The 13,654-nt window shown below is 65.5% G+C and carries 17 protein-coding genes; 11 read left to right on the top strand and 6 right to left on the bottom strand.

Annotated features, from left to right (window positions below):
* The first annotated feature begins 104 nt into the window (after positions 1-104).
* From ACFVUS_RS16890 to ACFVUS_RS16860, 7 genes are all read left to right on the top strand, one after another.
* Complete coding sequence (locus ACFVUS_RS16890) at positions 105-374, top strand: hypothetical protein (RefSeq protein ID WP_387766555.1); 270 nt, start codon at positions 105-107, stop codon at positions 372-374.
* 49 nt (positions 375-423) lie between these two features.
* A complete protein-coding gene (locus ACFVUS_RS16885; protein ID WP_387766552.1) occupies positions 424-1,977 on the top strand; it encodes a hypothetical protein in 1,554 nt (517 codons plus the stop codon).
* Between the two features lie 77 nt (positions 1,978-2,054).
* The gene (locus ACFVUS_RS16880) at positions 2,055-3,830 is read left to right on the top strand and encodes a WXG100 family type VII secretion target (RefSeq protein WP_387766549.1); all 1,776 of its coding nucleotides are present in this window, start codon (positions 2,055-2,057) and stop codon (positions 3,828-3,830) included.
* A gap of 5 nt (positions 3,831-3,835) precedes the next feature.
* A complete protein-coding gene (locus ACFVUS_RS16875; protein ID WP_387766546.1) occupies positions 3,836-4,612 on the top strand; it encodes an ESX secretion-associated protein EspG in 777 nt (258 codons plus the stop codon).
* Between the two features lie 29 nt (positions 4,613-4,641).
* Positions 4,642-4,977: a hypothetical protein gene (locus tag ACFVUS_RS16870; protein WP_387766543.1), complete on the top strand. Its 336-nt coding sequence runs from the start codon at positions 4,642-4,644 to the stop codon at positions 4,975-4,977.
* Positions 4,978-5,147: 170 nt separating this feature from the next.
* Positions 5,148-5,465 carry a type VII secretion target gene (locus ACFVUS_RS16865; RefSeq protein ID WP_387766540.1) on the top strand — a complete coding sequence of 106 codons (318 nt, stop codon included), beginning with the start codon at positions 5,148-5,150 and terminating at the stop codon, positions 5,463-5,465.
* Entirely contained in the window at positions 5,462-6,703 is a 1,242-nt protein-coding gene (locus ACFVUS_RS16860; RefSeq protein ID WP_387766537.1) for a hypothetical protein, read from the top strand. The genes ACFVUS_RS16865 and ACFVUS_RS16860 overlap by 4 nt, the downstream gene beginning before the upstream one ends.
* Here ACFVUS_RS16860 and ACFVUS_RS16855 read toward each other — a convergent pair.
* Together ACFVUS_RS16855 and ACFVUS_RS16850 are read right to left on the bottom strand one after the other, a co-directional pair.
* The gene (locus ACFVUS_RS16855) at positions 6,672-7,439 is read right to left on the bottom strand and encodes a hypothetical protein (RefSeq protein WP_387766534.1); all 768 of its coding nucleotides are present in this window, start codon (positions 7,437-7,439) and stop codon (positions 6,672-6,674) included. The two genes, ACFVUS_RS16860 and ACFVUS_RS16855, sit on opposite strands and share 32 nt — an antisense overlap.
* Positions 7,440-7,457: 18 nt before the next feature.
* Complete coding sequence (locus tag ACFVUS_RS16850; protein ID WP_387766531.1) at positions 7,458-7,829, bottom strand: hypothetical protein; 372 nt, start codon at positions 7,827-7,829, stop codon at positions 7,458-7,460.
* A 129-nt stretch (positions 7,830-7,958) separates the two neighbouring features.
* Here ACFVUS_RS16850 and ACFVUS_RS16845 point away from each other — a divergent pair, with 129 nt between their 5' ends.
* The 4 genes from ACFVUS_RS16845 (at position 7,959) to ACFVUS_RS16830 (ending at position 10,325) form a co-directional block, all read left to right on the top strand.
* Complete coding sequence (locus tag ACFVUS_RS16845; RefSeq protein ID WP_387766528.1) at positions 7,959-8,357, top strand: hypothetical protein; 399 nt, start codon at positions 7,959-7,961, stop codon at positions 8,355-8,357.
* Positions 8,358-8,427: 70 nt separating this feature from the next.
* On the top strand, positions 8,428-9,120 hold the full coding sequence (locus ACFVUS_RS16840; protein WP_387766525.1) for a hypothetical protein: 693 nt from the start codon (positions 8,428-8,430) through the stop codon (positions 9,118-9,120).
* A gap of 269 nt (positions 9,121-9,389) precedes the next feature.
* The gene (locus ACFVUS_RS16835; RefSeq protein WP_387766522.1) at positions 9,390-9,920 is read left to right on the top strand and encodes a hypothetical protein; all 531 of its coding nucleotides are present in this window, start codon (positions 9,390-9,392) and stop codon (positions 9,918-9,920) included.
* A gap of 18 nt (positions 9,921-9,938) precedes the next feature.
* Positions 9,939-10,325 (top strand): hypothetical protein, encoded by a 387-nt coding sequence (locus tag ACFVUS_RS16830; RefSeq protein WP_387766519.1) that lies wholly within the window; start codon positions 9,939-9,941, stop codon positions 10,323-10,325.
* Between the two features lie 19 nt (positions 10,326-10,344).
* Here the strand turns inward: ACFVUS_RS16830 and ACFVUS_RS16825 are convergent, their stop codons facing one another.
* From ACFVUS_RS16825 to ACFVUS_RS16810, 4 genes are all read right to left on the bottom strand, one after another.
* Complete coding sequence (locus ACFVUS_RS16825; RefSeq protein ID WP_387766516.1) at positions 10,345-10,854, bottom strand: hypothetical protein; 510 nt, start codon at positions 10,852-10,854, stop codon at positions 10,345-10,347.
* Between the two features lie 32 nt (positions 10,855-10,886).
* On the bottom strand, positions 10,887-11,384 hold the full coding sequence (locus tag ACFVUS_RS16820) for a YbaB/EbfC family nucleoid-associated protein (RefSeq protein WP_387766513.1): 498 nt from the start codon (positions 11,382-11,384) through the stop codon (positions 10,887-10,889).
* A gap of 3 nt (positions 11,385-11,387) precedes the next feature.
* Positions 11,388-11,711 carry a hypothetical protein gene (locus ACFVUS_RS16815; RefSeq protein WP_387766510.1) on the bottom strand — a complete coding sequence of 108 codons (324 nt, stop codon included), beginning with the start codon at positions 11,709-11,711 and terminating at the stop codon, positions 11,388-11,390.
* Positions 11,712-11,790: 79 nt separating this feature from the next.
* A complete protein-coding gene (locus ACFVUS_RS16810) occupies positions 11,791-13,317 on the bottom strand; it encodes a hypothetical protein (protein ID WP_387766507.1) in 1,527 nt (508 codons plus the stop codon).
* Between the last annotated feature and the right edge of the window lie 337 nt (positions 13,318-13,654).

Genomic DNA, 13,654 nt, shown 5'->3' with positions numbered 1-13,654 from the left:
GCGGCCCACCCGGTAGTTCGCCTGTTCGACCGATTCCGGCAACCGCCCGGTTGGCTCGAATATGCGATGCTGAGGGTTGGGTCCGACGAACGAGGAGGACGGACGTGCGCTACGGCGGCCATCCGAGCAAGGAGCAGTTGCAGCGCAATTTCGACAGCATGCTGCGGAGCGTGCTGTCCGGCAGCGGCCTGCGCACCGAGACCGGCCTCGATCAGCAGACCATGAAGGCGCTGCGCGAGCTCAGGTCCGCCTACCCGAATGCCCCGCAGGAGCTCGAAGCCGCGGCCCGCCGGGCCTTCGCCGGGCAATTGGACGGCAGCAATGCCGCCCAGCGCCGCGCGGAGCAGGACCGAATGATCGCCGAGCGCGAATAGTCGTGGGCGCCACCGTCTCGAATGTGACCGTCGAGGAGACGATTTACCCGTGACCAGGAATCACGAGTTCAGCGAAGCAGTCATCGGCGAATCGATCGACGAATCCGGCGGCACCGTCGAGATCGCCACGGCGCAGGACGAATTCGCCGAGGGCGCGGCGGAATCGGCCCCCGATGTCGGCTTCAACATCACCCCCGATCCGGCCGACACCCCCGGCGCGATGGATATCGCCGATCAGGCGCGGGGTGTGGCGCATCGGATCGCGCAGGAGCTGATGACCCTGGGCCCGGACGGCTGGGATCGCGTGCACGCGGCCTTCGCACTGACCGTGACCGGCCAACTGTCCCGTCTCACCTACTCCGATGGTGCGCAACGCCAGGTTCGGATCCTGCCGTCCCCGGAAGTGCTGAACCTGGTCGCCACCCATCGCGCGGTCTCGGCGGAGCTCGGTGACGGCCCCTGGTGGCGTTTCGAGATGACACTGACCGCGGCCGGTGAGTTAGAGGTCGATCACGACTACGGTGACGAACCCTTCCCGGACGACCAGCTTTTCGCGCCGCAGGACTACTCGGCCGACCTGGAGGCGTATCCGCGCGCGAGCCTGCCGACCTGGCTGGCCGCCTATGTGCACCATGACAATCGGCAGGGCCGCACACCACGACAGGCCGCCGCCGCGGCCCGCGCCGATCGTGAATCCGGTGTGCTGCCAACGGTTTCCGAACAGGATTTCCCAGACTTCGAGCTGCTATGGGCGCGCTGGTCCGCCCTCGCCGCCGCGTTCGTCGCCATCGGCTCGGACTGGGGGCCGCGCGTGCTGCCGTCCTTCGGCTGGTTCGAGGGTTCGCGTCGTTCCGGTTCATCGCTGTACGCGCTGCCGGGTGGTCGCGCGGTGCTCTCGGGCGGGGTCTGGAACGCCCCGGAACTCGATGCCGCCTACAACGGCAGAACCCCTCTGCCGCAGCTCTATTCGGCGGCTCCGGAGTGGGTCGCCAACTCGGTCCTGAACTCTCGCGCCAGCGGCGGCCTGCTCACCTTCTGCTACTGGTGGGAGCGCGGCCGCTGGTATCGCGCCGAATCCCCGCGCGCGACCGAGCTGGCCGCGGCCGTCCCCGGCATCTGGACCGCCGGCACCGTATCGGACGTGATCTGCGGCCTGCTGTCCGGCGACCCGTCCGAGGAGTCGCGCGGCGCGGTCACCGCATATGTCGCGGCGGCCGAGCGCGGCGATATCACCCGCGCCCAGCTGGTCGAAACCTTCGGTGACGCATCGGATCTCGATGGCGCGTACTACCAGCTCACGCTCGCCGGGGTGGCCCGCACCGGTCCGGAGCCGCTGCCGCGCGACGAGGCGATCACCGAGGTGCTGCGTCACCTCGACACGACCGACCTCGACTTGACCGGCTACCCCCTGGACAACCTTCGCGCGGAACGTCTTCCGATCGGATGGCTCGTTTACGCCCCCGCCGAACCGAATGAAATCTCGGTGCAGCGGGCATTGTTCTACATAGCGGATGACGGCGTCGTCGAGGCGGCGACCTCGGCGACCCCGCCGTCGGTCTACCTGTCCGGGTTCGAGCAGCGTTTCCGCGCCAGGCACGCATAAGGGAAGCGTTCGGATGACGGCTGAGTTGTATTGGCGCGCATTAGGGTTCGATGACCACCTGAGGGCAGGAGCGGGACGTGGGTGACGAAGACAATCCCTGGCGGGGGCTGGGCCAACAGGCGCGCGGGGGCACCCTGCACCTGAGCGAAGGGGCGGGAGCCGCGGCGGCGAAGATCGCCGCCGATGTGGCGAACACGCTGAATATCGCGCTGAACTATCAACCATTGCTCACCGAGCACAAGGGTTTCGGCGATCATTCGATCCTGCCGTCGGCGATGAACCTCGAGGACCGTTTCAATACGCAGGGCAAGAACCTCGGCGGCGTCCTGAAGCGATATATCGACCTGGTCGAGGCCATGGCCGACACCATGATCGTGGCGGACAACAACTACAAGGCGACCGAAGAAGATTCGAAGGCCATGTTCACCCGATTCAAGAACGAATCCACGGTGCACCCGGCCCCCGGCGCGCCGAAACTGGTCGGGAACACCAAAATCCCGGTGTGGAACGATGATTCGACCCCGCCGCTGGACGGTAAGCACGGCAACGCCGACCTGGTGAAGATCGCCAACGAGAAGGGGCACTACGACGCCCTCGACCCCGAGAATCCGAATGACAAGGAACGGGTGTGGCTCCATCAGGCGGGCTCGGGCATGAACCCGCAGTTGGTGTCCGATATCGGCGGCACCTGGCTGCTGGTGGCGGACAAGGTGGATACCAGCTTCGACCAGCTCACCAAGCGGCTGGACGAAATGAAGAGCGGCTGGGGCGGCCGCGGCGGTGATGCCGCGCGTCGGGTCGCCGGGGAATTCAAGACCGAGGCCGACGGCCTGACCGCGGATATTCGCGCGATGGCGGCCAACCTGACCTATGTCGCGGGCTGGCTCGACAACACGAAGATTCGCATGCCCAGCGCGCCAACCGATTTCGACTACGACCACCCTCAGCGCGAGGACCGGATCGTCAAAGCCGCTCGATTGGCCTTTCAGAATTTCTATGTCACCGGCATGATCGCGGCCAGTCCGGCCATTCCGCATCTGATCGACCCGTTGGCGCAGCTGCCCGGGCTGGCGACGAAGACCACGACCGATGATGGCGGCGGTGGGGGAGGCGGCGGTGGCGGCGGGGGTGGCGGCACCCCGAAGAGCAAGCTCGGACTGTCCGCGGCGACCCTGCCCGCCAACGCCTTACAGCCGAACAAGACCGACCCGAACGCGAAACAGCCGCAGGGCACCGATCCGAACAAGACCGATCCGAACAAGACGGACCCGAACGGCAAGACGGATCCGAGCAAGACCGATCCGAGCAAGACCGGTCCCGACTCGACGAATCCGGGCCGGAACACCGGTGACGGTACGTCGCAACAGAGTTCGAACGGCTCCTCGGACGCCTCACAGCTGAGCAGTGCCCTGCAACAGGGCCTCCAGGGCCTCACGTCGACCGCGAATCAGGCCAAGACGAACGATCCCAGCTCCACGCTGGCCGGTATCCCCAATATGCTCAGCAATCTGACCAAGGATCTGGCCAAGGGCGGCGGCAGCCCGGGCGGCGGTGGTCCGGGTGTCAGCCCCGCGTCCGCACCGAAGGAACTCACCTCGAAGCTGTTCCCCCGTGCCGCGCTCGCGGCCGAGGTCGAGGGCGCCATCGCCACGACCGGTCGGGCCGGAATCGCCACCGCCGGTGCGGCTCCCATGGGCGGTATGGGCGGAGCGCCGATGGGCGGCGGTCATGGCGCGGGCGGACAGGGGCAGGGCAAGGAGCACAAGCGACCGGAGTTCCTGGACTCCACCGAATATCTGGAAGAGGCCATGGGCGCCGCCCCGATCGTGGCGAAACCCGTGGTGGAGGGCTGAATTCCGTGCTTCGAACCTGGTCGTTCACGGATCTGGAATTCATGGCGCTCTGGGCGGAACGCGGTGCGGAGTTCCTGCCCGAGCCGCTGCTGTTCTCCAGTCGCGCCCCGCGGTGGAGCGAGCACGTGGCGCAGCTGGCGCGCGCCCGGGACGGGCTGCGTGAGCGTGACCCCGAATGGCAGGACATCTTCGACACCCTGTCGCTCCCGGATGTCCGGGTGGAGGTGTGCGGTCGTGACGGGCGTGATGCCTCCGATCCCAAGGGCAGCGTTCGCCTGCTCGGTGCGCGCCGCGGCGATATCGGCTACGTGGTTGTCCAGCAACCCGGTGAAACAGTCAGTCACAGTTCGGGTTTCGATGTGATCGCCTGCGACGCGGCGCAACTGGCGGCCGAGTTGATGGCGCATCTGCCGGATTCCGAACCGGGACACGGCCCCGAGCTGGTGCTGGCGGAACCCGCCGATATCGAGGACAACGACTACGGTTTCGGTCTGTCTCCGGCGCACGAGACCATGGACGGCTCGGTCATCGACCGCGCGGCCGACTTCCTGGCCGCCCCGGCGGTCAGTCGGGGCGTGATCGAAGTGGTACAGGGCCATTCCCGGTTCGGCCCGCGCGGTATCACCCGGCATCGAATGGACTGGCGCGATCTCGTCGATGACGGCCGCTACGTGGTCACCGGCGACCATCCGCGGGTGGCGGCTCCCGCCGATCCGCGCCGCATGATCGCGACCGTGCAGACGCGTATCACCGAGGTGCTCATGGCGATCGAGGACGAATGACGAGCGAAAGGGAAGGTGTACCAGTGCAAGTGGATGAGCAGTTTCCGACCGAGTTCACCATTGCCTCGCGGACCGGAGCCGTGGTCGTCTGCACCACCGAACAGGGTCTTCCGCTCGCGGTGAGTGTGGAACGCGATCAGCTGCGCGGTGATCCGGCGGCGCTGGCCGCGGAGGTGCTGCGGCTGTGCAAGCAGTCCGCCGCCCGTGCGGGTGCGCAGCGTCGCGAGCAATTGCGCGCGGCCGGATTGGCGCCCGAGATGCTGGCTTTGACCGGATTGCCTACGCTGTCGGAGGTGACTCGGCGGGAAATCATCGAGGAGCAGGACTTCGATACCGAACCGGACAGCTGGCTGCGGCCGATCTGACCGAACCGGACGAAAGCCCCAGTGCGGCAACCCCATCCGAGCTGCGAAGGTTACCCGCCGCTCACCCGGTGTTAACGCTTTGCGTTTGGAATTCGCTCAGATTTTGATAAGCCCGTCGAATCTTCGCTCTGTATAGTTCATTTCGAGTTGATCTTCCTGATGGGGGTCTCATGAGCAATCTCGCAGCCAACTCGGACGCGATCCGTCACTACGGTGACGTCTCCGCCGCAATGGCATCCACGATCGCAGGCGTCGCCGCCGCCGATCAGGCCGCCACCGTGGCGGCCGTCGTCCCGGTCTTCGGTTTGATCGGTCAGGAATTCCTGCTGAGTTTCGCGGGCGCGCAAGGTAATCACTTCGCCGCCACCGCCGATCTCGCCGCCGTGCACGCCGGTACCGCGGTCACCGCGCACGAGGCCGCCGCTGCCTACGACTCGGTCGAGGAGCGGTCCAGCGTCGACTTCCTGTCGCTGTCGCTGGAGTCATGAGCACGCCACAGCCGGATCCCACCGTGGCGGATATCCTGCGCGGCACCGATATCGGTGCGCTGCTGGACCGCCCGGTCAATGACATCCTGCGTGATCTGGGCCTGTCGGGGCTGCCGCAATTGACCGCCATGCCGCCGCTACCCGGTATGCCGGTGCTGCCGGTGCTCGATCTGACGGCCCTCGCGCGTCCGCTCACCGATCTGGCGCAGTCGTTCGGTACCGGCAAGCTCGGCGGTGCCAGCGTGGATCCCACCCAGGTGCTGTCGAGTGTCTCCAGTGCCCTGCAACAGATCATGACCATGGCGTCCTCGCTCATGTCGATGGCCTCCTCTGGCGATTGGCAGGGCGCCGGGGCGACCAGCGCGCTCGCGAAAGGCACTGCGGCACAGGCGGACGCGGTGCAGCTGGAGACGCAGAACGGGCAGCAGAAAATGGTGCTCGGCGGTGCGGCGGGCACCGTGGCGACCGGTGCGGCATCGATGTCCGCGATCATCGCCAAATTCCTTGCCGCGGTTGTGGCTTCGGCTCCGTTTCTGGTGACACCGCCCGGACAGGCGTTCCTGCTGTCGATGGCGGGCGAAACCGCCGCCGAAGCCACCGCCGTGGTCGCCAAGACCAAGGGCGAACTGGCCGTGCACAGTGCGAATATTACCGCCGCCGGGCAGAAGGTGCAGGTCACCAATGCCCCCGGCGGTGTCGATTCGCTCTCCCAGGTGACTCAGCTGCTCGGGCTGCTCTCGCCGCTGGCTAGTGCGGCCAATACCGGTGTGCAGCAGGTGCAGTCGATCGCGCAGTCGCTGACCGCTACGGAGACGGCCGAACAGATCGTGCCGGTGGCGGACGGGATCGACCCGGCCAAGGGCGGCGGTTTCGCTCCCGGCGGCATTCCGCTCGGCGGTCTGGGTCTGAGCGCCCCGACGCGGCTGAGCGAGTACACCGGCACCCGTTCGGCTGCCGCTCCAGCTGGAAATGCCCCTGCCGCAACGCAACCCGCGCCGAACGCGCGCGCGGCCGCGACTCCCGGACCGGGCATGATGCCGCCCATGGCGGGCGCGGGCCTGGCTCCGCGTGCGGAGGACGGCGACGGTGACGCGGAGATTCGTTCGCAGTTGGTCACCGGTGAACACGGTGACGATGTGGTCGGCGACCTCGGCAATACCGGGGTGCCGGTGGTGGGTGCGGTCGGGGCGGCCAGTCCCCGGGTGCCTACGACGAATCTGAACGTCGGTTCGGAATGATCCTGCCGTCGTAGATGTACTGCCAGCGCCGGTCGCTCTCGATATCTAGGTATGGGCAGTCGGCGGCCCCGTGGCGCAGGGTGGCGGTGTGGTCGCCCGGCGCGATCCACAGCAGTTTGCCCGAGTCCAGCCAGGGCCGCAGCTCGAAGTCCTCATCGCTGGGCGGCATCTTTTCGGCGTATTCGCGGTCCAGGCTGGTGGGATCGAAGATCGGGTTGCGGCACTGGCCCCAGATATCCTCGAGTGAGATGTCTTTCGGCCGCTTCGGCGCGAAATAGTTTATCGCCCAACCGGTATGGGGTCCGATCGGAATCTCCGCGATGACGGCATGAGCCTCGACCGGCTCCAGCAGATGGGGCAGCACGAAGGGTGCGCTCGGGCCCGGTCGGCAGTCGAACGGTGCGGCGGCGATCGGTTCGGTCAGTCGCACAGCGCCTTTGAGCGCGAGCCAGGTAGCGGGCAGGCCTGCCGGTCGTCGTTGCGTCGGATTCAACCACTCCCAGTACCAGCCATCCAGACCGGCGGTGTCTATCGGCCATCGCAGCATGCGATCGGTCAGCGGGCACCGCGCGATAACGGTTTCCGGCAGCAGTTTCCGATATTCGTCGCGCAGATCGCAGAGCCGGTCGAAGGCGGGGAATTTCTCTACCGAAGACTGGCCGCCATAGTAGAACCGCATCAGCGGGAAGCCCTCGTCGAGTAGCTCCTGCCGCCGCACAAGATCGAATCCAGGCATGCCGCAACCTCTTTCGGCTCAGCCGGTAATGAGCCGGACGGCGGCGTCCTTGGCCGCCTCGTCCACCTCGGCCACGCGGCAATCGCGCGCCAGAATGTGGGTCACCAAATCCATCTCCGGCGGCAGCCCGTGCTTGCGCAGATAATGCGGCACCGAACCCGACCACACCCACACCCCGTCGGTCCGGAAATTCAGCGGCACATCGCGCTGTCCGGGCGCGAATTCGTCCACATCGAAACTGCGTGCCGCGAGCACCACCGGTGCGGATTCGAGGTATCCGAGCACCCGCTCGGTGAACCACGGAATCACCGGGGCACGGTCGGCGACCGGCCGACCATCGGCGTCCCGGCCGTCGTAGACCCGGGCCATGCGCAAGGTGTGCTCGAACATGAATCGCAGCCTATTCCAGTCGCGTGCCCGACCGCTGCGTTGTTTCTCGGTCTGGCTCCCGATATCCATCATGGCGAGTCCCGGCCCGGACCTCGGCTGGTGATAGTGTCCGCCCCGAGAGGAGTCCGCATGGGCGAAGTACCAGGTGCACGGGCCGAACTGGACCGACTCGGCCACGCCCTGCGCACCCAACTCCTCGACCTCATCACCCTGCTGACCCCCGGCGCCGACCTGACCCTGCTCTTCCTCGACGAACCCACCCCCGTCGACGAAGACCACCCGTCCGCCCACCACTACGCGACAACCTTCCGCGGCAAACGCCCCGACTCCGTCACCGCCGCCGACACCGTCCGCCACGCCGCCGCCCTACTCGCGAACTCCGGCTGGGAAGTCTCCGAATCCCGCGAGGTAAACCGCACCCTGGTAGCCGCCTACCGCAACCGCTGCACCCTCGAACTCCGCATCCCCGACCACACCCCCACCATCCTCTACAGCGCGAACACCCCCGCCTTCCCCCTCCCGGAGTAATTCCCCACCCGGCAGCCCTTCGAAATCGCTGTCTAAGATCAACCACAGCAACTCGCAGGGGGAGAAAACAATGTCGAAAACCGTGCTCGAACAAGCATATTCACGCAAGCTGACCGGCCTATTGGCCGCGCTGTCCGCCGCCGTCCTACTGGCAGCCTGCGATTCCACCCCACCCGCCGTCACCTACGGCGCATCCGCCCCGACCGGCGCGAAGCTCAATCTCCCCGTCCCCAACCCGGGCGTGCTGGATACGGCCAAGTGGCCCAACTCCTGCGACCTGCTCACCGACGCCGAAGTGGGCGCCATCCTCCCGCAGGCCTCCAACATCACACACAAGCCGGCCAAGGTGAGTTTCTACACCGCCCCCGGTGTCTCGCCCAACGGCAAACTTACCTACACCGCCCCACCCGCCGACGTCCCCGCCGGCGAATGCAACCTCTGGTTCCACCTCCCCGAAAAATGGGACGGCCAGAACTCCAACATCGACATAGTCATGCGAGCCATAGCCGACCCCGCCTCGATCACGGCCTTCTACCAAAAAGAACGCACCGCCGACCGCACAGCCACCGACCTGGGCCCGGTCGGCGGCGCCACCACCTGCTACCTGACCACCCTCAACGCCATGCACTGCGCCTACGGCCACTACTACTTCGAACTCTCCGGCCGCTCCACCCCCGTAGACGGCTCCACCACCGGCAACCCCATCTGGCGCGAAAAGGTCCTCTCCCAGGTAATCCACACCCTCACCTACAAAATGTCCTGACCAACCCCTGGGAAGTCCGAAAGAAAATGCAAGTACGTGAAATCGAGCAGTTGGTCGAGCAGCTGCGGAGCCTCAGTTCTCGTTATCCACAGTTGGTGCAGCTGTTTCCGGGATTCAGCGGTGACGAGCTGGAGGCCTTCCCGGTGTCGGTACCTGAACCGGAGCGATCAGTCCTGCGACAGGTCGGCGGGTTTTTGGTGAGCAATGGCCTGCGTCAGCGTAGTTTCGGGCCGGGGGTCCGGGACAAGCTGGGAGATCCGCTGTCCTGGGTGGCGGAGATCGGCGGACACCTCGATGGTCCCGTTGGTTCCGCGATCCGACTGAACGACGAGTCGACAGGCGACTACTACATCGTAGACGTGCACCCCGAAACAGGCTCGTGGGGACGAGTTTTCGCCCTGTCCACCGATTTCGCGGACATGGGTCCCTGCTATATGGCCGAGTCGATGATTGCCTGGTGGTGTGCGCTGGCGCGCGATATCGAGAAGGTGATCACCACCGCCGAGGCCGACGGCCTCGAATTAGGTGAGCACTTCCCGGTTTTCGATGAAGAAGATGAGTTCAGCACGTCCTGGTGCTCATGGTCCGATGACATCCCCAGAGCATTCGCCCACGAGTTGGGTCACCTGGCAAACATCCTCGCCCCGGAAGCAACCGCCCTCGCCGACCTCCCTGCCGAAACGCCCACCATCGACCTCGACACCATCACCCCACCCGCCATGCTCGACCTCGACGATCAAGGTTCCTTCGAACGCCGCGCCAACGGCCGCTTCGCCGTCTCTGTCCCGAAATCCCACTGAGACTTTGGGAGTACGAGGTTGCTGTATTACCGTGCGGTCCACGAAGGTGACTACGGAACAACGCCGCCATTCACCGTATTCGTGACGACTGATAAGTCCGACGATGCGCTCGTCTGGGCTCAGCGAATTCAGATGTGGCAGTACGACCCGGGTCGCGTGATTGGCTTTATCAACGACTTCAGGAACGACGATCGTTGGGAGTTGGTCGATCGCGGTGCGGCCGAGGAGTTTTCGCGCGGGCTGGCCGTGGTTGGTTCTTCGGCCAGTGAGTTGCCGAGTGAGGATTGGATCGAGTGGTTCTTTGCTTGGAAGGGTGATCCGCCGGACCATGAAGATGTCTCATGGGACAGCGACCTTCACGTCCGTCAGATGAAGGAAGACAAAGCGCGCCAACAGGATCCGTAGCATTGGTGGATCGCCTCGGCTAATACTCGAAGGTTCCCTGTTCCGGCCAGATCTCGTTGTGGCGATTCGCGTACGCCCAGGACTTCGCCAGGCTGGCTGGTTCGGGGATACCGCGTTCGTTCGTTCGAGAGCGCAGGGTTTTCTTATCGATGGTCAGCTGGAGATCGGTTGTCGGGTCGGCTGTTTCGAGCAGTGGTCGGGTCAGCACGTGATACTCGATCTCGGTCTGGTCTTCCCGGATTCGCTGCACCGTCACGCTCCAGCGGGGCGGATGGATCTGGCGGCCCTGGACCGGTTGCCCGGTTCTGATCGCTTCGTCGTACTGTTCCCCGATCGTCTGCGGATGCAGACTCGAATGGGCGGTGACTACGCCGGTCTCGGCATCGACGACAAAGTTGCCCTGGCCTGGATGTGGTCGGTTCTGTGAGTCTCTGCCGGACGAGATCGGATGGCAGACCCAGCCGTACTCCGTCTGATAGATGTGAAATGTTAAGCGCCGCTTGAAGATATGAATCAGCAGCTGCTCCACTTGGTCTCGCGTGCGGTAGCGCCGCTGATCGGTCACCAGTCGTCGGCGCTGATTCGGCTCGGGCGCAGGTCGTCGAGATCTTCGACGTCGGTGAAGACCATGCCGGGGTCGTGTTGTTGGCGCTCCGGGGAATTGGGTGGTGCGAGGGAGGCCGGGATCAGTTCAGGGAGGCGGTCGTTCAGGTTCGGCAGGCCCTCGATCAGGTCGGACATTTTCGGCATGCGGCCGCGTCCTTCCTGGATGGGATTCATGAGTTCGGCTGTCTTGCGGGACAGTTCGGTGGCCGCTTCCTGGGCCGCCTCGGTGACAGCCTTGGCGAGTTCCTCGTGAGTGAGCTCGTCGGTATCGGTGAAGCGCGTTTCGATGACCACGCCATCGGCGTTGAGCGTCACCGTAACCCGCTTCTGTAACGCGGTTCCGGAGGCGACGAGCTGGGCTCGCCGCTGCTGGACATCGGCGAGCACCGTCATCTGCGCCTGGAACTCGTCCATCATGGAAGCGAGTTCGCCCTTGAGGAATTCGTTCGCCATGAGCTACTTCTTGAAGGTGTTCGCGCTGTTCGTATCGGTATTGTCGTGCAGCTTCGACGAATCGTTCTGCGCGTTCGCCTGATCCTCGGCCTGCTTGGTGTAGTCGGTGGTGAGTTCTTTGAGGTTGTCGCGCGCGGCGGTGTAACCATTGTTGTCCTCACCGTTGGCGAACTTCGTGCCGTAGGTATCACTGCCCCAGGGCTGACCAAGGCCGTCGGCCGCCGCGGACAGATTGGCGAACACATCGCGAACCTTATCGGTCACATCCAAGGTCTTGGCGGACGCCTGCCGCAGCAATTCCGCGTTGACCTCTACTTTTCCAGCCATGAAACCGACTCCTCCCCAATCAGTATTGCCGCCGACGATATCCGCTGATCAGCGTCGATGGCAATGCGAAGCATATGTCTCAGGCGGTCCGCGCCCGATAACGCTGGATGAATCCCTTGATGTACACGTCGGGCGGAACCGATGACGACGACGCCTCGATGACGCCGTCATCGGCGATGTAGTAGATGGCCCGCCCGAGCATGATCTCGCCCGGCTGGGTAGGTACGTAAACCATCCAACCCGATTCGATGCGATCCGCGGTCAACTGATCGAGCGGATACCCGGTGGTATCCGAGCCCTTGTCCACGATGTGCGCCCGCACCTGCTCGATCGCGTCGCCGCGCGACAGCGGGGGAGCGGTGACGAAGGTACGCAACCCCGCGAGCGTGAACTGATTCAGCGCCGCATCCACATCGAATCGCGCGGGATCGATTGCGGCGGTAATGGTTTCGAAGGTGACAACCCCGGCTTCGGCTGCGGCGACCAGTGTCGCCACCGCACCCCGGTCCCGATCGCTCAGCGGCGAACCCGTTGCCTGCGCCAGCGCCCCCGTAATGATCTCGGCGGTGACATCCGACGTCCACACACCCGGGCAGGCGAGCGCCAGCCCCGGCCCGCTCGGCGACTCACCGCGATACCACCGGCCGTTATCCCACCAGTAGCAGAACGACAGCAGCCCGGACGTGATACGCGGGTTGAGCACCGCATCGGTCACCCAATCCGGCGCTCCCGCATACAGTTCCGGCATCGGAGCCTCGCCGTTGTACGCGGCGTCGAGCTCCGGCGAATTCCACACGCCGCCGGAGATGATCGCCCGATCACCCGGCAGCACATACAGCGTGCTCCCACTCCGCTTGGTGGTCTCGAACCATGCCAGCGACGGCAGCACGCGCGGCCCCTGCGTCACTTCCAGCGCGGCATAGGTCGCCGCGATCGCCGTCCAGCGCGCCCAGAGTAGCGGCAGCGGAGGGAAATCCGTTGTGGAGACTTCCCCGCGCACACCCTTCCCGCGATCGAGTCGCGCCTGCTCGGCCGCCACCCGCGGTGGCCGCGACTGCCGCCCCTCATGCCCGACATACGCCGCCAGCCACATCGGCAACCGCCGCCGCGGATACTCCGCGAGATCGGCCTGATAGGCCTCCGGCGGAAACAGCTGATCATCGGGAAAAGGCTCATCGCCGTAGTCGTAATCGGTCTGAATCTCACCGCCATTGGTGAGCACGATCCGCATCCGCCACCACGGCCCCTCGGACAGCTGCGCGGCGACCTCCCGCTGCTCCTGCACCAAAAGCAATGTCGTCTGCGGCGGTTCGGCCCGCACTCCGCGCCCCTGCGCCGAATAGATCACATTCCACGCCTGAGTGGCGACCGTCCACGCGAACACCGCGTCGATCCGCTCCCACCCCTCCGGACCATCCGAGGCGAGCGCCCGCGCGATGCCGTGCGTGAGCTCCCGCGCCTGCTCGGTGATCTGCTTCTCATCGGGACCGCTCGGCTGACCGGGATGGGAGACGATCGTCATGCCGGCGTCGCCACCGGCCTGCGTGAAACTGTCCATGAATGTCTTCATGAAGTCGTCCGGGCTCCCGGCCTGCGGATTGTTCACGATATCGCTCCCCTCCTCGACCGAGCGCCAGCGGCGGCCCGTTCGGATACGCCTGCGACCCTACACATTCGTGGACGGTGTTTCAGGTCCGGTCGGCGCGGTAGCGGGGGATTCACTTGACCGAGCGTCGATGAGAATCCGCCCCGATAGGGAAGGATCGATCCGGCCCGACGACCCGTATAACGCGCGATATGAACCACAGCGACCGCATGGCGTCCCCCCGTCCCGGATTCGGCCTGTTCGGGCCGAACATCCCCGAACCGCGGGGCTGCTGACCGTTAGCGGACCGCACCGGCCCAGTTGCTGATCCCCGCCTGATATGGCAGCGTGGCGCGAG

Source organism: Nocardia sp. NPDC058058, assembly GCF_042885355.1.
GTDB lineage: Bacteria > Actinomycetota > Actinomycetes > Mycobacteriales > Mycobacteriaceae > Nocardia.
The sequence above is the reverse complement of the archived record's forward strand: the minus strand, read 5'-3'. Positions and strand labels throughout refer to the sequence as shown.